A 25,903-nucleotide genomic window follows, 5' to 3' on the forward strand; every position below is an offset into this window, starting at 1 on the left:
CTAAACCTCGCTCGACTTGAAATTAGTTGTTTTCAATTCTTTTAATCGTAGTGTTACTGCACTTTTATGGGCCTGTAAGCCCTCAGCTTCGGCCATCAACTCAATGGTATGGCCAATTTTTTGCATTCCCGCTTTTGATATCTTTTGGTAGGTCATACTCTTCATAAAACTATCCAGATTCACTCCACTGTATTGCTTGGCATATCCATTGGTTGGTAGGGTATGGTTGGTTCCCGAGGCGTAATCTCCGGCACTTTCAGGCGTATAGTTACCTATAAATACAGAGCCTGCATTCTGGATGTTTTGAAGATAGAAATCTTCATTTTCCACGCACATTATAAAGTGTTCAGGTCCATATTCATTGATAAGCTCCACGGCCACTTGGTCGTTTTTGACCAAAATCAATTTACTGTTGGCCACGGCCTTTTTTGCTATTTCTTCTCGAGGCAAATCCTTGATCTGTATCTCAATTTCTTTTTCAACCTTGTTGATCATCATTTCAGATGTTGAAATTAAGAGTACTTGGCTATCCGCGCCATGCTCCGCTTGGCTCAACAAATCGGAAGCTACAAATGCGGGATTAGCGGTATCATCTGCCACTACCAAAAGTTCACTAGGGCCTGCGGGCATGTCGATGGAGACGCCAAATTTGGTGGCCAATTGCTTTGCAACTGTTACATATTGGTTTCCAGGACCAAAAATTTTATAGACCTGGGGAATCGACTCAGTTCCAAAAGTCATGGCAGCAATGGCCTGAATACCGCCCACTTTAAAAATTTGGGTGACGCCACAAAGACCAGCCGTATACAATATTGCGGGATTGACATTCCCGTTTTTATCCGGAGGGGTGCACAAGACTACTTCTTTGCATCCTGCAATTTTAGCGGGGACTGCCAGCATCAGTATGGTTGAGAAAAGTGGGGCGGTTCCTCCCGGGATATAGAGCCCCACCTTTTGGATTGGTCTTTTTTCCTGCCAACAATGAACCCCTGGCATAGTCTCGACTTCGACTTTTGGTGTTTGCTGTGCTCGGTGAAACTTTTCAATATTGGACTTGGCCAAAGCAATGGCTTCTTTCAATTTGGAGGAGATATTTTTTTCAGCCTCACTAAGTTCCTCATCGGTCACTGATAAAGCATCTAATGTGACGTAGTCAAACTTTTGCGTGTATTTTCGAAGTGAGCCATCACCTTGGGATTCTACATCTTGAAACACTTCCATGACCACTGCTTCAATATCATCTACCGTTTGAGTAGGCCTTCGAAGGAACTGCTTCCAAGTTTTTTTGTTTGGATTGTAAATTCTATTCATTGTTAAATCTTTTTACCAAGTGGTATCCCAACGCTTCGTATCCATGGCTTTCCCAGAATTTTTTACCTCTTATGTTTTTGGCGTAACAATTGACTTCCGTTCCTTCACAGCCAATTTCCTTCGCATACTCGAAAAGAAACTGCATTAAAAGGTTTCCTATTCCCTTCCCTTGATAGTTTGGGTCAATCATCACATTGTCAGGCTCCAAGTGCTTTCCTGCATATAATTTATTGAGTGTCCAAACCCCACATATACCGATTAAACGTTCTTGGTCGTACACACCAATGCATTGGTACCCCATGGGAATCATTTCCGTTAATCGAAGCTCGAGGGTTTCCATCGAGACTTTTTTGTTATTTAGTAAATACGCCAAAGGCAGAATGCTTTTTAATTCACTCTTTGGAATCCACTTTATGACAAATTGTGCTTCCATTACTCGGGGTTCAGATTACCATTTTCTCAATGGGACAAACCAGTATACCCTCTGCCCCTGCTTGTTTCAATTGATCAATCACTTCCCAGAATGTATTGCTTTGTATCACGGAATGTACAGAGCTCCAACCTTCTTGGGCCAATGGCAGCACAGTAGGGCTCCGCATTCCTGGAAGTATGTTGATGATTTCATCCAGTTTTTGATTAGGAGCATTGAGGAGCACATATTTGTTTTGTCTTCCTTGCAACACGGATTTTATCCTAAAAAGTAATTTCTCCAGAATTTCCCTGCATTCTTCCGATATGTTTGGAGAAACGGCCAACACCGCTTCACTTTTTAAAATTACCTCAACCTCTTTTAAATTGTTTTTGAACAGCGTACTTCCACTGGAAACTATATCACAAATGGCATCGGCCAGGCCAATATTGGGAGCAATTTCTACAGAACCATTGATGATGTGCATTTCGGACGATACGCCCTGCTCTTCCAGATATTTTTTTACAGTATTGGGATAAGAAGTGGCTATACGTTTTCCTTGTAAATCTTGAATGGAATTGTACTTGACACTTTTTGGAACAGCCAGTGAAACGCGACATCGGGAAAAACCAAGTTTTTGGGCTATGGAAATATCACTTCCTTTTTCCACAAGTACATTTTCGCCAATTATGGCAATATCCACTACTCCATCCCTCAAATATTGTGGGATATCTCCATTTCTAAGATAAAACACCTCCAGAGGAAAATTTCTTGCTGTGGCTTTCAGTTGATCTTTACCATTGTCGATGGAAATACCACAATCCTTAAGGATTCGCAAGGAATCTTCATTTAAACGACCACTCTTTTGTACCGCAATGCGAATTTTTGTCATTTTCAGTTTCTTTTTGTGAGAGACCAAATGGGTTCAAAAACAAAACCCGTTTGATTTCTCAAACGGGTTAGAATATATTTTACACAACAATACATTTCTATCTCGCTTGAGAGCAAGGATACAAATGGTGATGTGTGTTGTTGATTCTCATTTCACTTCAAAAGTAAAATATATTTTTTTATCAAAAAAGGGTTATTTAGTTATTTCCCAAAATTAAGGGCAATCCGTCATCGCCGGATCCCACTACAACCACCTTGGCATTGGGTGATTGTGCCAACATCAATGTGGCCTCAATTCCCTTGTCCTGTAAAATCTTATCGGTCAGGGAAGCGCTTAGAATTCTGTTGGCATCAGCCTTTCCTTGTGCCTCTATCCGAACCTTTTCGGCTTCTTTCTGGGCGGTGACGAGCCTAAATTCGTACTCCAAAGACTCCTGTTCTTGTTTTAGTTTACGCTCAATCGCTTCCTTGATGGTATTCGGCAAAGTAACATCGCGTACCAAAATCTCATTCAACTGAATATACTGGCCATCCACGATTGCCTTTGTCTCCTCAAAGATTTCCTTCTGGATGGCGTCCCTTTTGCTTGAATACAATTGTTCTGGAGTGTATCGGCCAACAACACTTCGTGCCGCTGAGCGTATGGCAGGAAGAAGTACACGGTCCTTGTACTGTTCGCTTTTTTCTTGGTGCAGTTTTCCCAAAAACTCATATTTTGGTTGAAACCAGGCTGAGGCATCCAACTGGATATCCAACCCGTTGGAGGACAGGACCTTCATTTTTTCAAAAACCTCCTGTTGTCTCACCTCATAAATATAGACCTTGTTCCAGGGCGCTACTAAATGAAATCCCTCACCCAATGGTGGTCCATCGGTAACCACACCGCCACCAAATACTTTATATAGCACTCCGGCTTCTCCTGAACCGATAGTCACAGCTGATTTTGAGATTAATATGATGAGAAAAATAATGCCCGCTATTACAGGCAATGCAATTTTTGGTAATCTATCCATTGTTCTTATTTTAAATTAGTCCATTATATTTTCTTATAAACCACTCCAATGCAAGGGAAAGAGCTATAATTCCAAGTAGTATTCCAAAGTCAATCAAAGATACGACATTTTGTCTGCTCTTTTGAACCGGACGGTACTGCTCTGCATTGGACAACTCATCCATCAAAGCGTTGACCTCTATGGGTATGTATGCCTTTCCATTGGTCCGTTCGGCCAATTGTTGAAGCTTGTCAAAATTTGCTGATAGCAGTTTTTTTTCAGGGTTGAAATCGAGAATTTTGAATCTTCCCCCACTTTTTAGATTTTCACTCTCCACGGTCACTGTGAATTCATATTCTCCTGCTTCCAAATCACTAAGGTCCACCTCATAAAAACCGCCCTTTAGCACCATGGGAACCTCGCGAAAAAATTCATTGTCCTGCCCCTTCATATTTATAGTCAGGGATGCATTGGCATCAAATGTATAACTTTCGTCAAAATAGTAGGCCTTTATGTTGGCACTTTGGGCATTTTCAAAAACAGGGGTGAAATCTAGGTTGAGACGACTCCGTTTGGAATTACTTGTAAGATATAGCATCAATTTCCCCATAAAATCATCAAAATTCTGAAAACTTTGGTCATTCCTAAAAACCTGGGCTCTCCATTTCCAAATATTCTCACCGAACAATACGGCTTCTCTTTGTTCCCCATTCGTGATCACGGCAAACAAGGGAGCATCCAGATTCACACCTCTTATCTGTTGGAACATTATTGATTCAACGGCACCCTCAAATTCCAAATCCCCCAAATTCCCTTTTAAAGGTGGGAATGCATCTACTTCAAAATTGCTCAGGCCGAACAACCCAAAAGAATTGTTGAGAACAGGAACTAGTTCTTCTGTTGGACCGATACCTTGAAAGCGATATGCCTGCTGAGCTTGATTTAAGAAAGTCCAGTCGGTCTGTGCCCCTGTTATGGTAAAATGTCCCGTTCGTGAATTGGAAAGATATTCATAGACTTTGCTGAACCTCCGATTTGGTTGGTACAAAATCAAAATGTCTGCTTCCTCCAAATCTGTTGTAGAAAGGCTAGGTTTTGCAATGGTCACAGAGCGTTGCTCATTGGATTCTATGGCTTTTGTAAGGGCCCCAATATCAGGATGAAGCATATCTGAAACGATAATTACGTTTGTTTTTTCATCTATGACTTCGACGAAAGTTTCCTTACTATTATTGATTATTTTTTTTTCATTGTCCAGAGGTTCCACTTCCACCTTAATTGTTTTAATGCCCACACTTTTTGCTTCAATTAAGGTATTCAAGGTAAAACTGTAATTGGAAGCGCTTAGCTCAATCCGTTCTCGATACACCGGGGTGCCGTTCACCGAAACAACAACCCTTTTTGAAATCGGAGTACTTCCATTGTAACTAATACTAGCTTCAATGGGAAACTTATTTTTTAGAAAAGCATATCGGTTTGCATTCAAAAGCCCTATGGAAAGGTCCTGATATTGTGTAGTGTCACCAACAACCACGGGATGGACAGAAAAACTGTGAGCGGGATTAAAATACTGGTAGTCCTTCCCCAAGGTTTGGTTTCCATCCGTTACGAGTATGACCGCGCTGGAGCTGTTCACAAAAATTTCAGCAATATCTGTTAGTGCATTGGTAATGTCGGTGTTCTTTTTATCAAACAGCAAAGAATCTTTTGACACTAGCCTCTCGCCGAACTCATACTGATGCAAAGAGAAACGTTCACGTAAATTGACATTTTCGGATATTCTATTGACTGTTTCCTTAACGGTGTCATCGGAGCCTGCCTCTTTAATGGAATAGGAATCGTCCACCAATAAAATGAGGTTAGGTTTTTCCAAGAAATAATTCTTGGATACGAACTTGGGATTAACCAGCAACAACAATCCACAGAAAATAGCAATGAATCGTAGGCCAGCCAGATAAAATTTTAGGGAATCCTTCCTGGGGTTTTTATAATAATATTGGTAAAAAACAATGGTAATCGCAGCAACGGCAGATAAAACAATTAAAAGAACCGTGCGTAATTCCATCCATTTAGGTTAACATGCCTCCATCAACATTCAAAACCTGTCCAGTGACATAGGCTGAAAGGTCTGAAGCAAAGAATAGACAGGCATTGGCCACGTCTTCGGGAGAACCACCGCGCTTAAGTGGAATGGCATCCCTCCATCCTTGTACTGTTTTTTCATCCAATTTGTCGGTCATCTCGGTTTCAATAAAACCAGGGGCAATAGCATTACAACGAATATTTCGTGATCCCAATTCCAAGGCAACAGATTTGGTAAAGCCAATCATACCAGCCTTTGAGGCCGCATAGTTGGTTTGTCCGGCATTTCCTTTTATCCCAACCACACTGCTCATATTAATGATGGACCCTTTGCGCTGCTTCAACATGGTACGTTGAACAGCCTTGGTCATGTTAAACACAGATTTCAAATTGATTTCAATCACTTGGTCAAAATCATCCTCTCCCATCCGCATCAATAGATTGTCCTTTGTAATTCCAGCATTGTTGATCAATACATCGATTCTCCCATCAAAATCTTCCAAAACTTGCGCCACCAAAGCTTCGGAATCTTCAAAGCTTGCAGCATTACTTTTATAGGCTTTGGCTTTAACCCCCATTTCAGATAGTTCTTTTTCCAATTCCAAGGCCGGGGCTTCACTGGAACTGTAGGTGAAGGCTACATTGGCACCATGCTTGGCAAATACCTGGGCAATGCCCTTTCCAATTCCTCGGCTTGCTCCAGTAATGATTACGTTTTTTCCTTCCAAAATTTTCATAGGGTGTCGGTGTTTGAATGGTTATCAATCAAATATAGTTGTTGTTTTATGTTTTGCCGAAAAAAAATCCCGCTTTAGACGGGATTTAAAATAGTTTTAACGGTTTGCTATCCAACTACCGCTTTTACTTTTAATCCTATTTCTGCTGGCGAATCCACTACGTGGATACCACATTCACGCATAATTCGTTTTTTGGCCTGAGCTGTGTCATCGCTACCACCTACTATGGCTCCCGCGTGGCCCATAGTTCGACCAGCTGGGGCAGTTTCCCCGGCTATAAATCCCACGATGGGTTTTTTGCTGCCACTTTCTTTATACCATTTTGCCGCATCACCCTCCAACTGTCCACCAATTTCACCGATCATCACCACACACTCAGTTTCTGGGTCATTGATTAAAAGCTCTAATGCCTCTTTTGTCGTGGTTCCAATTATGGGGTCTCCACCTATTCCAATAGCGGTAGTAATGCCCAAACCTTGCCGTACTACTTGATCAGCAGCTTCATAGGTCAGCGTTCCAGATTTGGAAACAATACCAACATTTCCTTTCTTAAAAACAAAGCCGGGCATAATGCCCACTTTGGCTTCCCCAGGAGTGATAACGCCCGGACAATTGGGACCTACTAGTGTACAGTCCATATCCTTTATGTAATCGTTGGCTTTTACCATATCGGCTACGGGAATGCCTTCGGTTATAGTAATGATCACTTTAATTCCTGCACTGGCGGCTTCCATTATGGCATCTGCTGCGAAGGCAGGCGGAACAAAGATTATTGAAGTATCGGCCCCGACTTTGTTTACAGCTTCTTCCACAGTGTTGAAAACAGGTTTTCCCAAATGCTCTTGACCTCCTTTACCCGGGGTAACTCCGCCTACAACATTAGTACCGTACTCAATCATTTGTTCCGCATGGAAGGTTCCCTCACTTCCGGTAAAACCTTGTACTATTATTTTTGAATCTTTGTTTACTAAGACGCTCATATCATCAAGTTAATTAGGTGCAAAAATATGGTTTGCTGGAATTTTGCACGTTCATTTTTCTAATTCTTTTTCAATTTTTCAAGCATTTCTGGAATCTTTTTAACGTGGGCCATTTGCTTTAATTTTTCCCTCGCCTCTTCCGCAGGGCTTCCAAAGTAGGTTTTTCCTCCCTCCAGGGATTTGGATAAGCCACTTTGCGCTAAAACCACTGCCTTTTTTCCTATGGTGATTCCGCTAGTAACACCTACTTGGCCCCAAAGCGTAACCTCGTCCTCCACAATTACACAGCCAGCTATGCCCACATGGGAAGCTATCAAGCATTTTTTGCCAATTACCGTGTCGTGTCCCACCTGGATTTGATTGTCCAATTTTGAACCTTCCTTAATTATGGTGTCACCAGTCACACCTCTGTCGATGGTACAAGAGGCACCTATATCCACATTGTCTTCAACGACCACTCTACCCCCGGACAGTAATTTGTCAAAGCCTTCAGGTCTATTTTTATAGTAAAAAGCATCTGCACCCAATATGGTGCCTGCGTGAATCGTCACGTTATTGCCAATTACGCAATTGTCATAAATGGTAACATTGGGATGGATTGTACAATTCTCGCCTATTTTAACGCCGTTTCCGATAAAAACATTGGGTTGTATCACAGTACCATCACCTATTTCCGCTGTTTCGGCAATACTGCTGGATGCCTCTTTAAAAGGTTTGAAGAATAGAGTCAACTTGTTGAAGTCCCTAAAAGGATCATCGGAGATAAGCAATGCTTTCCCTTTTGGACGGTCCACTTTTTTGTTAATGAGCACCACTGTAGCCTTTGATTGTAGCGCTTTGTCATAGTACTTTGGGTGGTCAACAAAAACAATTTCCCCCTCTTCAACCACGTGAATTTCATTCATCCCGAAGACTGGAAAAACAGATTCGCCGACAAATTCGGCTTGGATGATTTCCGCAATTTCTTTTAAGGTATAGGCTTTAGGAAATCTCATTTCCTTTATTCTTTAGCTCGTTCCAAATAGGCTCCTTTTTCGGTGTCAACCTTTATTTTGTCACCTTCATTTATGAACAAGGGCACATTGATTCGGGCCCCAGTTTCCACAGTTGCGGGCTTAGTGGCATTGGTGGCCGTATTCCCCTTTACTCCTGGCTCCGTATGGGTCACTTCAAGAATGACACTGGCAGGCATCTCCAATGATAAAGGCATACTGTCCTCTGTGTTGAAAATGATGGTCACTATTTCCCCTTCTTTTAAAAGATCAGGGTTATCTATGGTATCCTTTTGCAAGGCAATTTGATTATAATCGTCAGTATTCATAAAGTGGAAAGTATCTCCCTCGGCATACAAAAACTGATAAGAGCGCGTCTCCACCCTCACATCTTCAATTTTGTGTCCTGATGAAAAGGTATTGTCCACCACTTTACCTGTTGTCACACTCTTAAGTTTTGTACGAACAAATGCTGGTCCCTTACCCGGCTTCACATGTAGGAATTCCACAATCTTGTAGATGTCGTTGTTATATCGGATGCAAAGTCCTTTTCGAATATCTGAAGTATTAGCCATGTATGATTTTAATTTGAACTGAAATAGCCTTTCATAATTCCGCGTTGTGAGTCCCGGATAAATTGAAGGATTTCATCTCTTTCCGGAGTGGCCTCCATTTCTGCTTCAATTATGGACGCTGCCTGTGAATTATTGTAATTTTTTTGATATAGTATGCGGTAAATGTTTTGTATCTCCCTGATTTTGTAAGATTCAAAGCCTCTTCTACGCAGCCCTACCGAGTTGATGCCCACATAAGAGAGTGGCTCTCGAGCGGCTTTAACGTAGGGAGGGACATCTTTCCGAACCAAAGAACCTCCAGTGACAAATGCATGATTGCCAATAGAGACAAACTGGTGTACGGCCACCATTCCTGCCAAAACCACATTTTGACCTATGGTCACATGGCCGGCAAGTGTTGAGTTATTGCTAAAAATGCAACCATCGCCAACAATACAATCGTGTGCAACATGACAATAGGCCATAATCAAACAGTTATTGCCAATCTTGGTCTTCATACGGTCAGAAGTACCTTTATTTATAGTTGCACATTCACGAATGGTTGTGTTGTTCCCAATTTCCACGGTGGTCTCCTCTCCTTGATATTTTAGGTCTTGAGGCATTGCAGATATAACGGCACCTGGAAAAATATTGCAATTTTTTCCTATTCGGGCACCTTCCATTATAGTTACATTGGATCCAATCCAGCTACCTTCCCCAATGGTCACATTGTTGTGTATGGTGGTAAAGGGTTCAATAACTACATTTTTCGCAATCTTGGCGCCCGGGTGTACGTAGGCAAGGGGTTGATTCATTTAGTTTCCTTTTACTTTGGTGATTTGTGCCATAATCTCAGCCTCAGATACGAGTCTGCCATTTGCATAGGCACGTGCTTGCATTTGACAAATTCCCCTGCGGATTGGTGAAAGTAAATTCAATTTAAAAATAAGGGTATCTCCGGGAACTACTTGTTGCTTGTATCTTACATTATCTATTTTAAGGAGATAGGTCAAATAATTCTCTGGGTCTGGAACAGTGCTCAAAACCAAAATACCTCCTGTTTGCGCCATGGCTTCAATTTGAAGCACACCGGGCATAACCGGAGCTCCAGGGAAATGACCTACGAAAAAAGGCTCGTTCATGGTTACGTTTTTCACTCCTATCACGTGCTCTTCTGACAATTCCATAATTTTGTCCACCAATAAAAATGGAGGGCGATGCGGAAGCATTTCCATAATTTGGTTGATGTCCTTTACCGGTGGTGCATGCAAATCAATATCGGGAACTGAATTCCTTCGTTCTTGTTTTATTATTTTTTGAAGCTTCTTGGCAAACTGGGTGTTCACGTAGTGCCCTGGTTTATTGGCAATAACCTTACCCCGAATTCGGGTACCCGTTAGAGCCAAATCGCCAATAACATCCAATAGTTTATGGCGTGCCGCTTCGTTGGGATAATGGAGAGTCAAGTTGTCCAAGATACCATTGGGCTTAACCGATAGTTTTTCCTTTTTAAAGGCTTTTTCAAGTTTCTTCATGGTGGAATCAGAAATCTCCTTATCCACATACACTATGGCATTGTTTAGGTCACCGCCTTTGATCAATCCATTTTCCAACAGCATTTCAAGCTCATGGAGAAAACTGAAAGTTCTCGCATCGGCAATTTCTGTCTTAAAATCCGATAAGTTTTCCAGATTGGCATTTTGTGTTCCCAAAACTTTGGTGCCGAAGTCCACCATAGTTGTTATTTGGTATTGATCTGAAGGAATCACGGTAATTTCGCTTCCAGTGGCTTCGTCTCTGTAAGAAACCACATCTTTGACCATATACTCTTCCCGCTCTTGTTCTTGCTCTGCTACGCCTGCTTTTTCAAGGGCCTCAACAAAAAATTTGGCCGAACCATCCATTATCGGAGGCTCAGGAGCATCCAGTTCAATCAGAACGTTGTCGATATCCAAACCTACCAAAGCGGCAAGTACATGTTCTGACGTCTGAATCTTGACACCATTTTTTTCGAGATTGGTCCCGCGTTGGGTATTGACCACATAATTGGCGTCTGCTTCAATAACAGGTTCTCCTTCCAAATCAACCCTTTTGAATGCAAAACCATGGTTTTCCTGCGCTGGAACAAAAGACATGGTTACGTTCTCCCCTGTGTGCAACCCTACGCCTTGTAGTGTTACTTTTTCCTTTATTGTACGCTGTTTGGTGCTAATCCTTTCCACCATTAATCTTTTTTTCTACGTTGGTAATTTTATTAACCAGTTTTGGTAAGTTTTTGAAGTGTACGTATGATTTGTTGTAATCACCATAGTTCAGCGCTGGAGATCCTTGTAGCACCTCGTCATCCTTTACATTTCTTCCAATACCAGATTGGGCCTGGATTTTTACTCTATCTCCAATGGTGATATGACCCACTATGCCCACCTGACCGCCAATCAAGCAATACTTTCCAATTTTTGTGGAACCTGCAATTCCGGTTTGGGCCGCAATAGCAGTATGCTCTCCAATTTCGACATTATGGGCAATTTGTATTTGATTGTCCAGCTTCACTCCTTTTCTAAGAATGGTTGATCCTAAAGTAGCCCTATCGATTGTAGTTCCTGCACCAACATCCACATACTCTTCCAAAATCACGTTCCCGGTTTGGGGCACCTTGCTATATTCTCCTCGTTCATTGGGGGTAAACCCAAAACCGTCCGCTCCTATTATGGCACCGCTGTGGATCACACAACCATTACCAATAATGGATTCTGAGTATATTTTTGCCCCAGCAAAGACTACAATATTGTCCCCCAAGGTCACGTTATCGCCGATATAAACGTTGGGATATATTTTCACATTTTCACCAATCCTGACATTTTCCCCCAAGTACGAAAAGGCTCCCAGATAAAATCCTTCACCATAGATGGCGCTTTCTGAGACAAACGAAGGATTTTCTATTCCTACTTTGTTATTTTTTACTTGATTGTAATACTCCAATAATTTTGAAAAGGATTTATAAGCATCTTCAACCTTAATCAAAGTGGTGGACAAATCTTGCTCTGGAATAAAATCCTTATTTACAATGGTAATAGAGGCCTTGGTAGAGTAGATGTAAGGGGTATATTTTGGGTTGGCCAAAAAGGTTAAAGAACCTTTTTCACCCTCTTCTATCTTAGATAGTTTATGCACAGCTATATGAGGATTCCCCTCAACTTCTCCCTCTAAAATTCCGGCAATCTGGGTAGCTGTAAATTTCATCTGTGCAAAAGTAACAAAATTTGTTAAACGGCATTCTTGGGATAGCAACTGAAATATTTGGTCACTGTCTTGGAAAGGGCCTTCAAACTCAATTGGTCAGATTCCTTCAGGACATCGGTAACCCCCCCATTCTTTTTGAGGATTTTTATTTTTTGCCGGTTTTCGTGATAGGCCTTGTTTGTGACTTCGCCATGAAAAACAAAATAGCTTGCCTCCTCTTCCGAAATACCCTCAACATGGACCAAATTCTCAATTTTTGTTTTAAGCTTGTTCAAATCTACAGGGCGTTTTTTTATTTTGATGTGCAACAACTCTCTGTTCAGTAGCATCTTGCACATTCTGGATAGCACATAATCCTCGTGAAATTGCCAGGCTTTTATGGCGCCAAGGATGTCAACGTCGTCCAGCTGGGAAAATTTTTCCAAGAATTCCGAACCAGTGGACTCACTTTCTTCCCTTCTGAGAAAATATATTAAAGACTCGCTTCCGGCAATGTTATTTCCCTCACCCAACAATTTTTTGGCGCGTTGCATAATTCGGACCAACAACTGTTCTGCCATAAGGCCTGTTTTGTGCAAATACACCTGCCAGTACATAAACCTTCGTGCCATCAGAAACTTTTCTACGGCATAAATACCTTTTTCTTCAACCACTAAATCCCCATCTACTACATTCAACATGGAAATGAGCCTTTCAGAATTGATGTTTCCTTCGGTAACACCCGCATAGAAGCTATCCCTTTTTAAATAGTCCAAGCGATCCATATCCAATTGGCTCGATACCAGTTGGTTCAAGAACGGTTTCGGGTATTCACCTTTAAAAATAGAAATTGCTGTCTGTAGTTTACCATCAAACTCTTTGTTCAATTCCTCCATGAATTCCAAGGACATTTCTTCGTGATTCAGCCCCTCCAATACAATACCTTCCAACGCATGTGAAAATGGGCCATGACCTATATCATGGAGCAAAATGGCGCACAAAAGACCCGTTTCTTCATTAGGGGTTACTTCTATTTTTTTCCACCGTAAAATTTCAATGGCCTTGGTCATTAAATGCATGCTGCCCAAGGCGTGGTGAAACCTGGTATGATGAGCACCGGGATATACCAAAAAAGACATGCCCATCTGGGAAATTCTGCGCAACCTTTGAAAATAAGGATGTTCAATCAGGTTGAAAATAAGTTCGTTGGGTGTTCCAATAAAACCGTAAATTGGATCGTTGAAGAATTTGAGCTTATTGGTTTGGGCCAAGGAGTTTGATTTAATGAAGCAAAGATAAACACTATATGAACAAGATTACAATTCTTTGGGTCGATGACGAAATTGATCTATTGAAGCCCCATATCCTTTTTTTGGAAAACAAGAACTACAAGGTGGTTACCAGCCAAAGTGGACAGGACGCCTTGGAAGAATTGAAACACACGATATTTGATATTGTTTTTTTGGATGAAAACATGCCGGGCATTTCGGGACTGGAAACCTTAACAGAAATAAAAAAGTTGGATTCCTCCATTCCAGTGGTCATGATTACCAAAAGTGAAGAAGAATATATAATGGATGAGGCCATAGGTTCCAAAATTGCCGATTACCTTATCAAACCTGTAAATCCAAATCAAATATTACTGTCCTTAAAAAAGAGTTTGGACAACTCCCGGTTGGTTTCTGAAAAAACTACGGCAAACTATCAGCAGGAATTTCGCAAAATTGCCATGGACCTTTCCATGGTGAACACCCACGAGGAATGGGCGGAGCTCTACAAAAAACTGATTTATTGGGAACTGCAATTGGAGGAAATCGAGGATTCAGGTATGTTCGAAATTCTCGAGTCACAAAAGACAGAGGCCAATTCACAGTTTAGCAAGTTTGTTGATAAAAATTATAAATCATGGTTTACGGACGGCAATGGTCCTATCATGTCACACACCCTTTTTCAAAAGAAAATTAAACCCGAACTCCAGGACAATAAAACGCTGCTAGTGGTCATAGATAATCTTCGGTATGACCAATGGTTGTCCTTTGAAGAGACCCTTGGCGTTCATTATAAGAAAAAACTGGAGGCGTCCTACTATAGCATATTGCCAACGGCCACCCAATATGCCAGAAACGCACTTTTCTCTGGTTTGATGCCGCTGGATATGGAAAAACGGCACCCCAATTGGTGGAAGAACGACACCGATGAAGGTGGAAAAAATCTATTTGAAGCTGAATTTTTAGGGGAACAATTAAAAAGATTAGGGCTAGAGCTTAAATGGGAATACCATAAAATAAGCAACCTAAAACAAGGCAAACAACTGGCCCAGAATTTTAAGTCGCAGAAGAACAATGATCTTACCGTTGTCGTATACAATTTTGTGGACATGCTTTCCCACTCCAAAACCGAAATGGACGTGGTCAAAGAACTAGCCGCTAACGATAAGGCCTACCGTTCACTGACTCTTAGTTGGTTCAAGAACTCTCCCCTATTGGAAATTATACAACAGGCCCAAGCATTGGGGATGAAGTTGATTTTGACCACAGACCATGGCACCATCAACGTAAAACAACCCTCCAAAGTAATCGGCGACCGCGAAACAAGTCTAAACCTTCGCTATAAAACGGGCAGAAGCCTCACGTATGAGGATAAAGATGTATTGGCCAGTAAAGATCCCCAAGAAATACATCTGCCCAACATAAACTTGAGCAGTAGTTTTATCTTTGCCAAAAACGACCTTTTCTTTGCTTATCCCAACAATTATAACCACTACGTGAGTTACTACCGGAACACCTATCAACATGGTGGCGTTTCGTTGGAGGAAATAATTGTTCCTTTTGTAGTTTTGGAGGCAAAATAGAATCTTTTGAAAAAACAGTTTGACTTATCTGGAATTGACGAAGTTGCCAAGGTGATTGTGCAAACCGCCCGGAACAAAGTGTTGTGCTTTTATGGTGACATGGGTACAGGAAAAACTACTTTAATAAAATCTTTGCTGAAAGAACTCGGAGCACAGGACACGGGAAACAGTCCAACCTTTGGTTTGGTAAACGAATATCATGATGCAAACGAAAACCTGTTGGCCTTTCATTTTGATTTTTATCGCATAAAAGATGAATCTGAGGCCTTAGATATGGGTTGGGAAGATTATTTGAGTTCAGGGGCATGGGTTTTTGTCGAGTGGCCAGAGAAAATTGCATCACTGCTACCAGAAGAAACCTCAGAGGTGCATCTTCACTTTATCGATGAAAATACCCGGTCGGTCGAGTTTAATGCTTATTGAAGTGTATTCCCCATATCTTTTCGAGAAGTTTCGATGAACGGTCTAGTAATCGATGAAAAGCTACTTTTTTTAGTTAAAGTGTAAATTTTGTCGACGAAACACATTGTAGGTCGGGAATTTTTCCTACATTTGTTCTTGAAATGAATTCATTTATTAACCAAAAACTCTTTTACGATGAACACTAAAAGACTATTTTTTGGACTGCTTGCTGTTGGCTTCTTGGCAATGACTGCTGTATCAACTACAGCGCTTGATGTAGAAGAAGATCAAACAGTTAGTATTGAAAAAAAGAAGATTAGAAAGTTATAATCTTTTTGATTCAACCTTTTAAAAATGGCCCTATTCAGAAGATAGGGTCATTTTTTTTGCAATAAATTCTGCATTTTCATGTTATCAACATTGATGAAGGACAAAAGGAAAATTCAGAAGAAGCTAATTCTTGAAGGGTTGTTTGCATTTTTGATTGCCATAACCCCAATACTGTTTTATTGGTATAAGTACATTTCAGAAGGTGTTGATTCCTGGACTTTTTTGGGAATAGAGTTTACCCCAAATGGTTTTAATGATGTCGGGGAGGCCTTCTATTACTATTTCAATAAAATTGTACCCCTATTGCTTTTGGTCGTTTGGTTCATAACTTGTAAAAACTGGTGGTACTACGTTATATTGATTCCTATTTCCATGTATAGTTTTCAGTTGTTCGCCGTTTTGACCTTTGATTCAAACATTGTGGATGAGAATGAAATCATGTATGTGATAGCAGTGACGATGGTTGTGGTTCCTGTGGTCTATTTCATTAGGCTCAAACTGGTTGACAAGCATGTACACGGTATTGATCTGGATGCCATGGATACCGAGCTCCAAATACTTAAGGAAAAAGAGGAATTGCGCAAGGAAAGGGAGAAACTGGAACAGCGCCAAAATACCCTTTCAAAAAAAATGTAAATTTGCTTTTAGTCCCTAAGGGGAAATCATGATTTGCATTCTATGAACCAACCATCATCCCCTTTTAGCAAGCAACAGCTTTTACCCCAAGAAGAAACCCTTGAGATTCTTAAGCAGAAGGGAGAACTCTTTATAGGAATTCCCAAAGAGAAACAATATCAAGAAAAGCGAATTTGCCTGACTCCCGATGCGGTAAATGCCATTACGGCAAATGGACATCGGGTATTGATAGAATCTGATGCTGGGGATGGAGCCAATTTTTCGGATACCGATTACACCGATGCCGGTGCAGAAATCACCAGGGACACAAAAAAAGTCTTCTCATGTCCCTTGATCTTAAAAGTGGAACCTCCTACCCTTTCCGAAATTGATTTGATTAACCCACAGACGATCATTATTTCTGCATTGCAGATTAAGACGCAAAGCAAAGAGTATTTTGAAATAATGGCCAAAAAACGACTTACTGCCATTGCTTTTGAATATATAAGGGATGAAGATGGCAATTATCCTGCTGTGCGTTCCTTGAGTGAGATTGCGGGCATCTCATCTATTTTGATTGCGTCGGAGCTTATGGCGGCAACAAACAAGGGCAACGGGCTAATGTTCGGGAATATAAGTGGCGTGCCCCCGGTGGAGGTGGTAATTATTGGAGCGGGAACCGTGGGCGAGTTCGCTTCGCGATCTGCGTTAGGGCTCGGAGCCAATATAAAGGTCTTTGATAATTCCATTACCAAATTGCGAAATCTCCAAGCGCGTTTAAACCGGACCATTTATACCTCCACTATCCAACCTAAAAATCTTTTAAAATCCCTCAAGCGCTGTGATGTGGCCATTGGTGCCACACGGGGCAAGGATCGCGCCCCTGTTGTGGTTTCCAGCTCTATGGTAGAGAACATGAAAAAGGGAGCGGTTATCATTGATGTAAGTATTGATACTGGAGGTTGTTTTGAAACTTCCGAAGTAACCAGTCACAATAAACCCATAATTGAAAAATTCGGTGTGTACCATTACGGAGTTCCTAACATCCCGTCACGGTATCCCCGAACCTCTTCCATTTCCATAAGTAATATATTCACACCATACTTGCTTAAAATTGGTGAGGATGGTGGTTTGGAGCATTCTCTTCGATTTGATAAAGGATTGCGGAACGGCCTGTATATGTATCATGGTATTTTGACCAACAAGTCGGTTGGGGAATGGTTCGGCCTTAACTATAGCGATATTAACTTTCTTATTTTTTAGCATTTATGGCATTTTTAAAGCGCCTGGGCTGGTATTTGGTGGGGCTATCCATCGGTATAGTTTTTTTGGTTTTCTTTTTAAAGAAAAAATCAGGTGAAAGTGGTATTGAATTTTGCTATTTTCCAAACTGCAGGGTGTTGAAGGACATGCGTTCCAAACCTTTGGTTTTTGATGACAACCTTCCTCTTACCTATAGGGATACTTTGTTGGTACAATCTTTTTTAAAAGATGGTGATGTGGATTTTAAACGAAGTGATACGGAGTCCAAACCTTGTAAGACCTATTTTATTGAACAAAGGCTTGATGGGAGAAACATGGAACTGGTGGCCCAAAACTGTTTAGAACAAGTGATTGTGCAACGAGTGGAAATAAAAAATTAGGATTTTTCTCTTCGTCTTTTTTCTTTTTGAAGTAAGGCCAATTCTCTAGAAGTTTGCCCGGCCACAGAAGTATTTTCTTCAGCCCTTCGAATCAAATAGGGCATAACATCCCGTACTGGGCCATAAGGCAGGTACTTGGTGACATTGTAACCTATATCAGCAAGATTGAACGTGATATGGTCGCTCATACCATACAATTGGCCAAACCATATATTAGGGTTGGAGATTTTCAACTTTTTTGATTCCATTAGCGCTATCAAATGATGGCAGCTTTCTTCATTATGAGTACCTGCGTAAATTGATATTACATCCAAGTTATCCATAATGTAGGTAATGGCTGCATTGAAGTTGTCATCCGTAGCTTTTTTAGATTCGCAAATAGGGCTTTTATAGCCCTGCTCTTGCGCACGGTCATTCTCCTTTTCCATATAAGCCCCTCGCACTACCTTCACCCCAATCTTGAAATCTTCCTGTTCCGCAATTTGGAGAAGTTTTTTTAGATAGTCCATTCGGTCCCAACGGTACATCTGCAAGGTATTGTAGACCACGGCAGTTTTTTTGTTGTATTTGCGCATCATCTGGAGGGCCACATCATCAGCCGCATCTTGCATCCAGCTTTCCTCGGCATCAATCAATAGTGAAACGCCAAGGTCATGAGCCTTTTTACACACTTGGTCATATCTGTTGACGACCCTTTGCCATTCTGCCATTTCATCTTGGGTCAAATTGCTCCCTTCACTTATCTTTTGATACAGCTGAAATCGCCCGAAACCTGTGGGTTTGAAAACTGCAAAAGGAATGGCATCTTTTTCTTTAACAAAATCCAATATTTCCAAAGTCTTGCTAATGGCAGTATCAAATTGATTATCTACTTCCTTTCCTTCTACGGAGTAATCCAGAATAGAGCAGACCCCTTTTTCATACATCTTATCAATAATAGGTAAACAATCTTCCTCATTGACCCCGCCACAAAAATGATCAAAGACAGTGGCACGGATGAGTCCCTCAATGGGGAGGTGGGCCTTGATGGCGAAATTGGTCACCGCTGTTCCAATTTTCACCAAAGGCTCATTGGCAATAAGTTTGAATAAAAAGTAGGCTCGTTCCAGTTCGGAATCAGTTTTAAGTTCGAACGCTATTGCGGTATTCTCAAAATTCGGACGCATTATTATCAATCTATTAAAGAATCAAATATAAGTCGGGAATTCCAAAAAAAATCTATAAAATAGTCTTTATTTAGCACTACAAAAAGTGATATGGACTCCGTTGCATCCCACTCATATGAGGTACATTTGGAAGCGCTGGCGCAAGCCGCTTTACAGCAATATATTGCCAAGAGTTCCTATTCCAAAATATTTTTGATGGTGGATGAGAACACCAAAAAATACTGTTTGCCGATTTTTGAAGAAAAGATAGGAGTGCAAATAGATCAAATTTTGGAAATTCAATCTGGTGAAGCTAATAAAAATATCACGACATGTGTCAAGGTTTGGGATGCTTTATCCAAAAATGACGGTGATCGAAAAAGCCTATTGATCAATTTAGGGGGGGGCGTGCTTACTGATTTAGGCGGGTTTGTGGCTTCCACCTTTCAGAGAGGAATCGATTTCATAAACATTCCCACCACCCTACTTGCGATGGTTGATGCTTCTATAGGAGGGAAAACCGGGGTAGATTTAGGACCCTTAAAAAATCAAATTGGAGTCATTAACCAACCCAAAATGGTGTTGATATTTCCAGAATTTTTAAAAACCCTTGAGCCAAGACAACGAACCAGTGGATATGCTGAAATGCTAAAACATGGTCTTATCAGGGATGCAGTCTACTGGAATTCGCTTAGGAACACCAACGATTATGGTGATGCCGCCTGTGTTCAAAAATCCATTTCCATCAAAAATGATATAGTAATGCAGGACCCTACTGAAAAAGGAGTTCGCAAAATCTTGAATTTTGGACATACGCTTGGCCATGCCATTGAATCTTACTGTTTGGAAAGTCCTCAAAGAAAAACGCTGTTACATGGGGAGGCCATCGCCATTGGAATGATTCTGGAAGCTTATTTGTCGCATGAATTGAAAGGTTTGCCACGCTTGTCCTTAGAAGAAATAAAGGATACTTTCTTAAAGCATTTTGAGAGGGTCGACTTTGACGGTCATGATATCGATTCCATTTTAAAATTGCTTAGGTACGATAAAAAAAACTCCCACGGTAACATTAACTTCGTGTTGCTTCAGGCCATAGGCGAAGCGGTCATAGATGTCAAAGTTCCGGATAATCTTCTCCTTAAGGCATTCGCATACTACAAAGAATAAGCGTTACGCCTACTTAAAATAACGGTTTACAACTCTTTAAAAGCAGCGATTTCAAAAATTCCTAGTTTAGGATTGATAACCTAAAAACCAATCCTGATGAAACGAATACTGATAGATTACAAAAAGTTGGACCACAAAACAGCTGCTGCTTTGATTGATTCTTATCCCTACGGTTATGGAGACGAAGATCTTATTGTTTTGAAAAAGCCATGCGGTGAAATTATCGAAGCGGTAGAAGTGAAAACGGAGGATACCATATACCTGGTTAAAATCAGCAAGAGCCTATCCAACTTTATTGCCAATTTTGAGGAAACCATCGAAAAGGAACTGGCACAAAGCAGTTCCCAAGAAATAGCAGCATGTTTAGAAGAAACAGCATTGGACGGTGCTGATTTGGAAACCGATACTGATTTGGAAGATGAAAGTTCTTTCTAGATAAGGAAGCAGTTATACATAGCGCTCATTGATAATTCTCAAGTGATGTGCTTGATGGCCACTAATAATAAAGCCCAACGCCCTAACACTCATTTCTGAGCCACTGGCCACCCCTATTCTTCCCAACATTTCATTGGAGAGGGATTTGAATAATTGGATGGTCGATTCCCGGACCGCTTTGTATTCGCTGATCAAATCTTGTTTTTTTCTCCCATTGGCCTCGCTGGCAGGCACATAATCATCCTGTTCAAAACCTGGGAGCGGAGTTTTATCCCCTCTGGCAAATCGAAGAGCCCGATACTGAAAAACGCGTTCCGCATCGATAATATGAACGATTAATTCTGACAACGTCCATTTGCCTTCGGCGTAGGCATATCTTAGTTTATCCTCAGAAAGCTCATTTAAAAATCCCAAAAAAGCATCACTGCCTGAAACTAGTTCCTCAAGGATGGTGGCATTTTCACTAACTGCCAAAACATAATTATGGTAAAACGGATTGTACTCCGTTGAGGGCAACTCTGAACGTTTCATCTTTCTGGAAGATACGATTATGCTAAAGTTCGTTGAAGATGGTATGCATCAATCTTTTTTTATCATTGATGCTCTCCTCTAACGAGATCATGGTTTCTGTTCTGCTTATACCATCAATATCATCTATTTTAAAAATGATGTTTTTGGCATGTGTTGTGTCCTTGGCTCTGATTTTACAAAAAATATTGAATTTTCCGGTAGTGATATGAGCCACGGTCACGTATGGAATTTGACTAAGGCGTTCCAAAACAAACTTTGTCTGATGTGTCTTTTCCAGAAAAATCCCGACGTACGCAATAAACGAATACCCCAATTTAACATAATCAAGAGTGAGTGAAGACCCTTTGATGATCCCCGATTCTTCCATTTTTTTCACTCTAACGTGAACTGTACCTGCAGAAATCAATAATTTCTTGGCAATGTCAGTAAATGGTGTCCGGGTGTTATCAATCAACATATCCAGAATCTGGTGGTCTATCTCATCTAATTTTACTTTGCTCATACCTTAAGAATTTTCAGCAAAAATAATAAATTAAGAAAATAAGTTTAATAAAAATGGCCTTTTTTTAAACAAAATGCAAGAAATAAATTAAAACATTATTTTTTTTCTGCTGATGCAACCAAATCGAGCAAATCTTTATTTGCAGCTAAGGACTCCCTATCTTTGGCATTTGAACACTCTATTATCCTGTGCCCAAAGAATGCATCAAGATTTTCAACAGCCGCTATTTCGGGAACAAAGGATATTGCGCCGTTTTCTAGAACCTCTTTGAATTGAATACCTACATCCGTAACATCGTCCAGATTATGATTGACCCGATTCGCATTCCTTATCAAAATGTCGTAGAAAGATTTTTCATTTTCCGGAATATCAAAGTATTCATTTATATCAAATAACTCAATATTCTGTTTTACAATTATTTGAAGTACTTCAAGGAAAGCATAAAAAATTAATTCTCTTGTTTTTTCACGCATATAGTCGTTAGGGTAATGCCCCGCTTCAAACAAGATGGTTGGCACTTCCTGCATCTGAAATGCGTCACCCACACAATTATCGTTAAAAGCATCATCATATCGCCCCACCTGCCCCGGTATTTTGGATTGCAACATACGATTCATGGCCAAAATTAACTGCATTGCAGTTCCCCTAGCCGGTGTGATCTCCCGCTCAGAATTACTTGCTGGGGCTAAGAAAGAAACGGTTGCGGATTTTTTGTTTTGGCCTGCAGCAAATAGTGTTCGCTGATCATGTAGATTGAAACAGTAATGTGGTTGAAATTTCTCAAAAGCACTTCTAAGGATTCTGCTTTCGGGCTGGGACAGTTCTTTTGCATCCCTGTTTAAATCTATTCCATTGGCGTTTTGGCGGGTATAGGTGTCCGCACCATCCGGATTCAGCATTGGGATGATATACAACGTACATTGTTCAAGTATTGAATCGCGCAAAGGGCTTGATATCTTCAAAAAGTTGACCAAATCCAATACCGCTTTAGTGGTTGTGGATTCATTTCCGTGCATTTGGGACCACATTAGTATACGATTTGCACCACTGCCCATGGTAACGCCCAGTATGGAATTACTATTGACCGATTGCCCAAGACAATCTATTGCCAAACCATTAAGATTGGGAAGCCAATGTTCGCGTAGATGAGCCATCGTGACATATCTGCCCTGAACGGAATGCTCTTTATGTTGTATGTAATCAATCATGAAAAAACAAAATACTTTACAAAAGTAACATTTCAACGTATCACAATTGTAACGCTCCGAAGACAATTTTCGTTACAATTGTGATATTATTGAATAGCGGAAGTGCTATTTGTAACCAATTAATTGACTTATCCGATAAGAATAACATAAATTACTTTAAAACAGTACTTTAAATATCTTCAAATGAATTGATAGTACAAAATATATGGTGCTGAAAGTTACTTTTTATTGTAGTGTTATTTGAAATTGGATATATTTGAATAACAATAATTTACATTTGTGAATGATTCAGTAATTTATCGATTGCAGCGCGTTATAGAACACTATGGGTTGACCGTGTCTGCCTTTGCAGACCATATTGGTGTGCAACGCTCCAGTGTGTCCCATGTGTTGAGCGGAAGGAACAAACCCAGTTTGGATTTTGTGATGAAATTGGTTAAGACCTATCCCGAAGTAAACCTCTATTGGTTGTTGAACGGAAAGGGAAGCTTTCCAGCTGGTACCGAAACAGAATCCCCCACTCTATCCTTGGAGGGAAATGATATGGGAATTAAGGAAACGAAAGGGACATTGGATGCTGTGGTGTCAGCGAAGCGTGATTTTCCCGAAGCCGTGAAAGTAATCATTGTGTACGACAATGGAACTTTTGAATCGTACGACACAAAAAACCGATAGCTGATTTGCATCAATACTTGCTTTCCCCTTACCTTGCAGACATGATGAAATTTGTGCTCATTATAGTGCTGCTTTTTGGTTTCGGGGCTTGCCAACAGCCCCCAGAACGAAACTGCTCTGCATTTAGAACCGGGGAGTATTCGTTTACCACGACGATTGACGGAGAAAAGAAAACCACTACTTTTCGTAGAACCAAAGATATAGAAGTTGATTATTTTGAAGGACATCAGGATACATCTTCCATCCGCTGGATCAATGATTGTGAATATGTACTTAAAAATATGAGCCCAAAAAATAAGGCAGAGGAAAAATCCATCCATATAAAAATATTGACCACCTCAGATTCTTCGTATACATTTGAGTACAATGCGATTGGTGACAAAAGAAAATTTAAAGGAACTGCATACAAAATACACTGACCATGTTTGAAATCTTTACCAGCCCAGATGCCTGGATGGCATTGTTGACATTGACTTTTTTGGAGATTATCCTTGGGATAGACAATATTATTTTTATTTCCATTGCTGCGGGCAAACTTGAAAAGAATGATAGAAAAAAAGCAACGAATCTTGGGCTTGTTCTTGCCATGGGCATGCGTATTTTGCTGCTTTTCGGGATTACTTGGTTAACCCGAATGAAAAAGCCGTTCCTGGTGTTCGACGAATCGTGGATTACTGGTGGAATAAGCTGGCAGGCCCTTATTCTATTTCTTGGAGGGCTCTTTTTGCTGTATAAGAGCACCAAAGAAATTCATGAGAAAGTTGAAGACCGTGGGCATGATGAACGGGAAGTTACCCGTTCCAGATCTTCTTCCCTGACCAATGCCATTGTTCAAATAACCGTCATCAATATTGTATTTTCTTTTGATTCCATTTTAACGGCAATAGGTATGACCAATGGCATTTCGCCCAATCCAACAGATGCTTTAGTTTTGATGGTTACCGCTGTAGTGGTCTCCGTTATTATCATGATGCTATTTGCCAACCCCGTCGGTGATTTTGTAAATCGACACCCTTCCATTCAGGTGTTGGGACTTTCCTTTCTAATTTTGATAGGGTTTATGTTGATTGCTGAAGCTGCACATTTATCGCATTTGGTAGTGTTCGACAATGAAATTGGAGCTATTCCAAAAGGATATCTTTATTTTGCAATAGCATTTTCGCTAATGGTAGAATTTTTGGATTTAAGAATGCGAAGAAACAAGAAAGATAAGGGTCTAGTTGAAGATAAATCAGCTAATTAGGACGTTGATATGCCAGATTTGGATGTAACTCCTTTTGTTTTTCATGCAATTTTTGCTGCTGTTTGACAGTGAGTGTACTCCCATCATGACTCCATCCGGGAGGACCGAAAATGTACCTCAGTTTGTGCGATAGTTTGTTCGACTTTTTGACATCTATCCAAATGTCTTTAAACTCATGTGTTAAGATTACTACTGGGTTATACGAATTTGGAGAGTGGATTACGCCGTATTTAACATCAACATCATCATCCAATTCTTTCCAGGTGCCGAACATTTTATCAAAAATATTCAAAAAACCGCCGTGGTTTTTGTCCAAATACTCCACATTTTGTGCATGGTGGACCTGGTGCATGGTATGGGTATTGAAAATTTTCTCCAAAAATCCCAATTTGGGCACATAAACTGAATGCAACTGAAATTGCCATAGTGCCTCAATGCCCAAACAGACCACTACCATTTCCGGTGGAAAACCTATAGCAGGCATCCACATGTAAAACAACGGCTTGTAAAGTATCGTGAACCATCCATTGCGCACCGCTGTTCCCAAATTATAGTTGTCTGATGAATGATGCACTATATGAGCCGCCCAAAGGATACGAATTTCATGATTGGCCCTGTGGAACCAATAATAGGTGAAATCGTCCGCAAGCTGACAAAGCAACCAAACATACCAAGCATAACTAAAGGATTGGTGACCCAAAAAATTTTGCCGCACGCCGTTGACCACTGGATTGAAGAGTTCATAAACTCCCTCAAAAAGCACAATGGCGAAAATTACCTTGAAGAGCGGTCCCAACAACGCAGACCCTATTCCCATGAAACCGCTGGCAGCCAAATCCTTCCAGTTATAGAGGTGGTCATCCCCATGCGTTTTACTATATGTAAGCTCAAGTAAAATAAAGGCAATAAAAACCGGTACGCCGTATACCAACGGGTTTGTAAAATCCATGAAAACTTTATGCTATAATGGGGTTAGTGAATTTTCGTGC

The 25,903-nt window shown here is 40.7% G+C and carries 29 protein-coding genes; 11 read left to right on the forward strand and 18 right to left on the reverse strand.

Going from position 1 to position 25,903, the window contains the following annotated elements; all coding sequences use genetic code 11:
• The 13 genes from hisD to GTQ34_RS03715 form a co-directional block, all read right to left on the reverse strand.
• Positions 1 to 1,311, reverse strand: coding sequence for a histidinol dehydrogenase (gene hisD / locus GTQ34_RS03655; RefSeq protein WP_166522395.1), 1,311 nt, complete (start codon positions 1,309 to 1,311; stop codon positions 1 to 3).
• Positions 1,304 to 1,651, reverse strand: a complete 348-nt coding sequence (locus tag GTQ34_RS03660; RefSeq protein WP_235914957.1) for a GNAT family N-acetyltransferase — start codon at positions 1,649 to 1,651, stop codon at positions 1,304 to 1,306. Before GTQ34_RS03660 ends, hisD begins: the two co-directional genes overlap by 8 nt.
• A gap of 103 nt (positions 1,652 to 1,754) precedes the next feature.
• Positions 1,755 to 2,612 (reverse strand): ATP phosphoribosyltransferase, encoded by an 858-nt coding sequence (hisG, locus tag GTQ34_RS03665; RefSeq protein WP_166522397.1) that lies wholly within the window; start codon positions 2,610 to 2,612, stop codon positions 1,755 to 1,757.
• Positions 2,613 to 2,808: 196 nt separating this feature from the next.
• On the reverse strand, positions 2,809 to 3,624 hold the full coding sequence (locus GTQ34_RS03670) for a prohibitin family protein (protein ID WP_166522398.1): 816 nt from the start codon (positions 3,622 to 3,624) through the stop codon (positions 2,809 to 2,811).
• 10 nt (positions 3,625 to 3,634) lie between these two features.
• A complete protein-coding gene (locus tag GTQ34_RS03675) occupies positions 3,635 to 5,668 on the reverse strand; it encodes a VWA domain-containing protein (protein WP_166522399.1) in 2,034 nt (677 codons plus the stop codon).
• 4 nt (positions 5,669 to 5,672) lie between these two features.
• Positions 5,673 to 6,422, reverse strand: coding sequence for a 3-oxoacyl-[acyl-carrier-protein] reductase (fabG, locus tag GTQ34_RS03680; protein WP_166522400.1), 750 nt, complete (start codon positions 6,420 to 6,422; stop codon positions 5,673 to 5,675).
• 107 nt (positions 6,423 to 6,529) lie between these two features.
• Positions 6,530 to 7,402 carry a succinate--CoA ligase subunit alpha gene (gene sucD / locus GTQ34_RS03685; RefSeq protein ID WP_166522401.1) on the reverse strand — a complete coding sequence of 291 codons (873 nt, stop codon included), beginning with the start codon at positions 7,400 to 7,402 and terminating at the stop codon, positions 6,530 to 6,532.
• 59 nt (positions 7,403 to 7,461) lie between these two features.
• Entirely contained in the window at positions 7,462 to 8,397 is a 936-nt protein-coding gene (locus GTQ34_RS03690) for a UDP-3-O-(3-hydroxymyristoyl)glucosamine N-acyltransferase (RefSeq protein ID WP_166522402.1), read from the reverse strand.
• Between the two features lie 5 nt (positions 8,398 to 8,402).
• Positions 8,403 to 8,969, reverse strand: a complete 567-nt coding sequence (efp, locus tag GTQ34_RS03695; protein ID WP_166522403.1) for an elongation factor P — start codon at positions 8,967 to 8,969, stop codon at positions 8,403 to 8,405.
• Between the two features lie 8 nt (positions 8,970 to 8,977).
• A complete protein-coding gene (gene lpxA / locus GTQ34_RS03700) occupies positions 8,978 to 9,763 on the reverse strand; it encodes an acyl-ACP--UDP-N-acetylglucosamine O-acyltransferase (protein ID WP_166522404.1) in 786 nt (261 codons plus the stop codon).
• Positions 9,764 to 11,173, reverse strand: a complete 1,410-nt coding sequence (locus GTQ34_RS03705; RefSeq protein ID WP_166522405.1) for a bifunctional UDP-3-O-[3-hydroxymyristoyl] N-acetylglucosamine deacetylase/3-hydroxyacyl-ACP dehydratase — start codon at positions 11,171 to 11,173, stop codon at positions 9,764 to 9,766.
• Positions 11,157 to 12,188 (reverse strand): UDP-3-O-(3-hydroxymyristoyl)glucosamine N-acyltransferase, encoded by a 1,032-nt coding sequence (gene lpxD / locus GTQ34_RS03710; RefSeq protein WP_166522406.1) that lies wholly within the window; start codon positions 12,186 to 12,188, stop codon positions 11,157 to 11,159. The genes GTQ34_RS03705 and lpxD overlap by 17 nt, the downstream gene beginning before the upstream one ends.
• A 23-nt stretch (positions 12,189 to 12,211) precedes the next feature.
• Positions 12,212 to 13,438, reverse strand: coding sequence for an HD domain-containing protein (locus GTQ34_RS03715; protein ID WP_166522407.1), 1,227 nt, complete (start codon positions 13,436 to 13,438; stop codon positions 12,212 to 12,214).
• A 35-nt stretch (positions 13,439 to 13,473) separates the two neighbouring features.
• Here GTQ34_RS03715 and porX point away from each other — a divergent pair, with 35 nt between their 5' ends.
• The 6 genes from porX (at position 13,474) to GTQ34_RS03740 (ending at position 18,008) form a co-directional block, all read left to right on the forward strand.
• Positions 13,474 to 15,018 carry a T9SS response regulator signal transducer PorX gene (porX, locus tag GTQ34_RS03720; protein WP_166522408.1) on the forward strand — a complete coding sequence of 515 codons (1,545 nt, stop codon included), beginning with the start codon at positions 13,474 to 13,476 and terminating at the stop codon, positions 15,016 to 15,018.
• Between the two features lie 6 nt (positions 15,019 to 15,024).
• Positions 15,025 to 15,441, forward strand: a complete 417-nt coding sequence (gene tsaE, locus GTQ34_RS03725) for a tRNA (adenosine(37)-N6)-threonylcarbamoyltransferase complex ATPase subunit type 1 TsaE (RefSeq protein ID WP_166522409.1) — start codon at positions 15,025 to 15,027, stop codon at positions 15,439 to 15,441.
• A 174-nt stretch (positions 15,442 to 15,615) separates the two neighbouring features.
• Positions 15,616 to 15,750, forward strand: coding sequence for a hypothetical protein (locus GTQ34_RS16860; protein WP_262885597.1), 135 nt, complete (start codon positions 15,616 to 15,618; stop codon positions 15,748 to 15,750).
• A 78-nt stretch (positions 15,751 to 15,828) separates the two neighbouring features.
• Complete coding sequence (locus GTQ34_RS03730; protein WP_235914958.1) at positions 15,829 to 16,386, forward strand: hypothetical protein; 558 nt, start codon at positions 15,829 to 15,831, stop codon at positions 16,384 to 16,386.
• A 42-nt stretch (positions 16,387 to 16,428) separates the two neighbouring features.
• The gene (locus GTQ34_RS03735) at positions 16,429 to 17,628 is read left to right on the forward strand and encodes an alanine dehydrogenase (RefSeq protein WP_166522410.1); all 1,200 of its coding nucleotides are present in this window, start codon (positions 16,429 to 16,431) and stop codon (positions 17,626 to 17,628) included.
• A gap of 5 nt (positions 17,629 to 17,633) precedes the next feature.
• Positions 17,634 to 18,008, forward strand: coding sequence for a DUF4258 domain-containing protein (locus tag GTQ34_RS03740; protein ID WP_166522411.1), 375 nt, complete (start codon positions 17,634 to 17,636; stop codon positions 18,006 to 18,008).
• Here GTQ34_RS03740 and GTQ34_RS03745 read toward each other — a convergent pair.
• On the reverse strand, positions 18,005 to 19,174 hold the full coding sequence (locus tag GTQ34_RS03745) for a proline dehydrogenase family protein (RefSeq protein ID WP_166522412.1): 1,170 nt from the start codon (positions 19,172 to 19,174) through the stop codon (positions 18,005 to 18,007). The genes GTQ34_RS03740 and GTQ34_RS03745 overlap by 4 nt on opposite strands.
• Before the next feature lie 90 nt (positions 19,175 to 19,264).
• On the opposite strand from GTQ34_RS03745, the gene aroB reads away from it, so the two are divergent.
• Together aroB and GTQ34_RS03755 are read left to right on the forward strand one after the other, a co-directional pair.
• Positions 19,265 to 20,320 (forward strand): 3-dehydroquinate synthase, encoded by a 1,056-nt coding sequence (aroB, locus tag GTQ34_RS03750; RefSeq protein ID WP_166522413.1) that lies wholly within the window; start codon positions 19,265 to 19,267, stop codon positions 20,318 to 20,320.
• A 96-nt stretch (positions 20,321 to 20,416) separates the two neighbouring features.
• Positions 20,417 to 20,755, forward strand: coding sequence for a hypothetical protein (locus GTQ34_RS03755; protein ID WP_166522414.1), 339 nt, complete (start codon positions 20,417 to 20,419; stop codon positions 20,753 to 20,755).
• A 12-nt stretch (positions 20,756 to 20,767) separates the two neighbouring features.
• Here the strand turns inward: GTQ34_RS03755 and GTQ34_RS03760 are convergent, their stop codons facing one another.
• From GTQ34_RS03760 to GTQ34_RS03770, 3 genes are all read right to left on the reverse strand, one after another.
• Positions 20,768 to 21,286, reverse strand: coding sequence for a DinB family protein (locus GTQ34_RS03760; protein ID WP_166522415.1), 519 nt, complete (start codon positions 21,284 to 21,286; stop codon positions 20,768 to 20,770).
• Between the two features lie 22 nt (positions 21,287 to 21,308).
• The gene (locus GTQ34_RS03765) at positions 21,309 to 21,788 is read right to left on the reverse strand and encodes an Lrp/AsnC family transcriptional regulator (protein WP_166522416.1); all 480 of its coding nucleotides are present in this window, start codon (positions 21,786 to 21,788) and stop codon (positions 21,309 to 21,311) included.
• Positions 21,789 to 21,883: 95 nt separating this feature from the next.
• On the reverse strand, positions 21,884 to 22,996 hold the full coding sequence (locus tag GTQ34_RS03770; RefSeq protein WP_166522417.1) for a M14 family metallopeptidase: 1,113 nt from the start codon (positions 22,994 to 22,996) through the stop codon (positions 21,884 to 21,886).
• 279 nt (positions 22,997 to 23,275) lie between these two features.
• Here GTQ34_RS03770 and GTQ34_RS03775 point away from each other — a divergent pair, with 279 nt between their 5' ends.
• Genes GTQ34_RS03775 through GTQ34_RS03785 form a run of 3 tightly spaced genes read left to right on the forward strand, consistent with a single transcriptional unit; the run spans position 23,276 to position 24,914 of the window.
• The gene (locus GTQ34_RS03775) at positions 23,276 to 23,671 is read left to right on the forward strand and encodes a helix-turn-helix domain-containing protein (protein ID WP_166522418.1); all 396 of its coding nucleotides are present in this window, start codon (positions 23,276 to 23,278) and stop codon (positions 23,669 to 23,671) included.
• A gap of 41 nt (positions 23,672 to 23,712) precedes the next feature.
• Positions 23,713 to 24,090, forward strand: coding sequence for a DNA topoisomerase IV (locus GTQ34_RS03780; RefSeq protein ID WP_166522419.1), 378 nt, complete (start codon positions 23,713 to 23,715; stop codon positions 24,088 to 24,090).
• 2 nt (positions 24,091 to 24,092) lie between these two features.
• Positions 24,093 to 24,914, forward strand: coding sequence for a TerC family protein (locus tag GTQ34_RS03785; protein ID WP_166522420.1), 822 nt, complete (start codon positions 24,093 to 24,095; stop codon positions 24,912 to 24,914).
• Here GTQ34_RS03785 and GTQ34_RS03790 read toward each other — a convergent pair.
• Positions 24,907 to 25,863 (reverse strand): sterol desaturase family protein, encoded by a 957-nt coding sequence (locus GTQ34_RS03790; RefSeq protein ID WP_166522421.1) that lies wholly within the window; start codon positions 25,861 to 25,863, stop codon positions 24,907 to 24,909. The two genes, GTQ34_RS03785 and GTQ34_RS03790, sit on opposite strands and share 8 nt — an antisense overlap.
• Positions 25,864 to 25,903 lie beyond the last annotated feature (40 nt).

The organism is Flagellimonas ochracea, from assembly GCF_009903685.1.
In the GTDB taxonomy this organism is placed as follows: domain Bacteria; phylum Bacteroidota; class Bacteroidia; order Flavobacteriales; family Flavobacteriaceae; genus Flagellimonas; species Flagellimonas ochracea.

Coding starts and splice junctions, on each gene's coding strand:
- GTQ34_RS03690 (WP_166522402.1), bottom strand. CDS start 8,397: ATGAGATTTCCTAAAGCCTATACCTTAAAAGAAATTGCGGAAATCATC.
- GTQ34_RS16860 (WP_262885597.1), top strand. CDS start 15,616: ATGAACACTAAAAGACTATTTTTTGGACTGCTTGCTGTTGGCTTCTTG.
- fabG (WP_166522400.1), bottom strand. CDS start 6,422: ATGAAAATTTTGGAAGGAAAAAACGTAATCATTACTGGAGCAAGCCGA.
- GTQ34_RS03675 (WP_166522399.1), bottom strand. CDS start 5,668: ATGGAATTACGCACGGTTCTTTTAATTGTTTTATCTGCCGTTGCTGCG.
- hisD (WP_166522395.1), bottom strand. CDS start 1,311: ATGAATAGAATTTACAATCCAAACAAAAAAACTTGGAAGCAGTTCCTT.
- GTQ34_RS03765 (WP_166522416.1), bottom strand. CDS start 21,788: ATGAGCAAAGTAAAATTAGATGAGATAGACCACCAGATTCTGGATATG.
- GTQ34_RS03780 (WP_166522419.1), top strand. CDS start 23,713: ATGATGAAATTTGTGCTCATTATAGTGCTGCTTTTTGGTTTCGGGGCT.
- aroB (WP_166522413.1), top strand. CDS start 19,265: ATGGACTCCGTTGCATCCCACTCATATGAGGTACATTTGGAAGCGCTG.
- GTQ34_RS03770 (WP_166522417.1), bottom strand. CDS start 22,996: ATGATTGATTACATACAACATAAAGAGCATTCCGTTCAGGGCAGATAT.
- GTQ34_RS03790 (WP_166522421.1), bottom strand. CDS start 25,863: ATGGATTTTACAAACCCGTTGGTATACGGCGTACCGGTTTTTATTGCC.
- GTQ34_RS03785 (WP_166522420.1), top strand. CDS start 24,093: ATGTTTGAAATCTTTACCAGCCCAGATGCCTGGATGGCATTGTTGACA.
- GTQ34_RS03730 (WP_235914958.1), top strand. CDS start 15,829: ATGTTATCAACATTGATGAAGGACAAAAGGAAAATTCAGAAGAAGCTA.
- GTQ34_RS03740 (WP_166522411.1), top strand. CDS start 17,634: ATGGCATTTTTAAAGCGCCTGGGCTGGTATTTGGTGGGGCTATCCATC.
- GTQ34_RS03760 (WP_166522415.1), bottom strand. CDS start 21,286: ATGAAACGTTCAGAGTTGCCCTCAACGGAGTACAATCCGTTTTACCAT.
- porX (WP_166522408.1), top strand. CDS start 13,474: ATGAACAAGATTACAATTCTTTGGGTCGATGACGAAATTGATCTATTG.
- GTQ34_RS03755 (WP_166522414.1), top strand. CDS start 20,417: ATGAAACGAATACTGATAGATTACAAAAAGTTGGACCACAAAACAGCT.
- hisG (WP_166522397.1), bottom strand. CDS start 2,612: ATGACAAAAATTCGCATTGCGGTACAAAAGAGTGGTCGTTTAAATGAA.
- GTQ34_RS03670 (WP_166522398.1), bottom strand. CDS start 3,624: ATGGATAGATTACCAAAAATTGCATTGCCTGTAATAGCGGGCATTATT.
- lpxD (WP_166522406.1), bottom strand. CDS start 12,188: ATGAAATTTACAGCTACCCAGATTGCCGGAATTTTAGAGGGAGAAGTT.
- GTQ34_RS03735 (WP_166522410.1), top strand. CDS start 16,429: ATGAACCAACCATCATCCCCTTTTAGCAAGCAACAGCTTTTACCCCAA.
- GTQ34_RS03705 (WP_166522405.1), bottom strand. CDS start 11,173: ATGGTGGAAAGGATTAGCACCAAACAGCGTACAATAAAGGAAAAAGTA.
- efp (WP_166522403.1), bottom strand. CDS start 8,969: ATGGCTAATACTTCAGATATTCGAAAAGGACTTTGCATCCGATATAAC.
- GTQ34_RS03660 (WP_235914957.1), bottom strand. CDS start 1,651: ATGGAAACCCTCGAGCTTCGATTAACGGAAATGATTCCCATGGGGTAC.
- lpxA (WP_166522404.1), bottom strand. CDS start 9,763: ATGAATCAACCCCTTGCCTACGTACACCCGGGCGCCAAGATTGCGAAA.
- GTQ34_RS03745 (WP_166522412.1), bottom strand. CDS start 19,174: ATGCGTCCGAATTTTGAGAATACCGCAATAGCGTTCGAACTTAAAACT.
- sucD (WP_166522401.1), bottom strand. CDS start 7,402: ATGAGCGTCTTAGTAAACAAAGATTCAAAAATAATAGTACAAGGTTTT.